This window comes from Alkalibacterium sp. m-11, assembly GCF_054658155.1.
The window spans coordinates 1-255 of sequence record NZ_BAAGIR010000545.1 but is presented as its reverse complement, the minus strand read 5'-3'; the positions used below and the strand labels follow the sequence as shown (position 1 = coordinate 255).

The following is a 255-nucleotide window of genomic DNA, read 5'->3' as shown; positions in this document are numbered from 1 at the left end:
TTGTCTCGGAAAAAGTTTTTATAGGCTCTTTCCAGATTCTGTTGGGCATTCGCTAATGCTAGACTATCCACTTCTTTCAAAAACGGACATTCTTTTTTGTATTGCGCCGGTGTATTGTGGAGCATTTATTTTGTTTCTTTGTAGTGGTTGATTTTGTCGCTGAGCATTTGGTTGTAGATGAAGCGGGCGCAGCCAAAACAATTCGCAAAATATTCTTTTTGCTGTTCGGTTGGGTATAATCTGTACTTGTATGCT

Annotated in this window: 1 pseudogene; it reads right to left on the bottom strand. The window is 39.2% G+C overall.

Going from position 1 to position 255, the window contains the following annotated elements:
- Positions 1-255, bottom strand: a pseudogene (locus ACYQ2O_RS13540) (helix-turn-helix domain-containing protein); the annotation flags it as partial.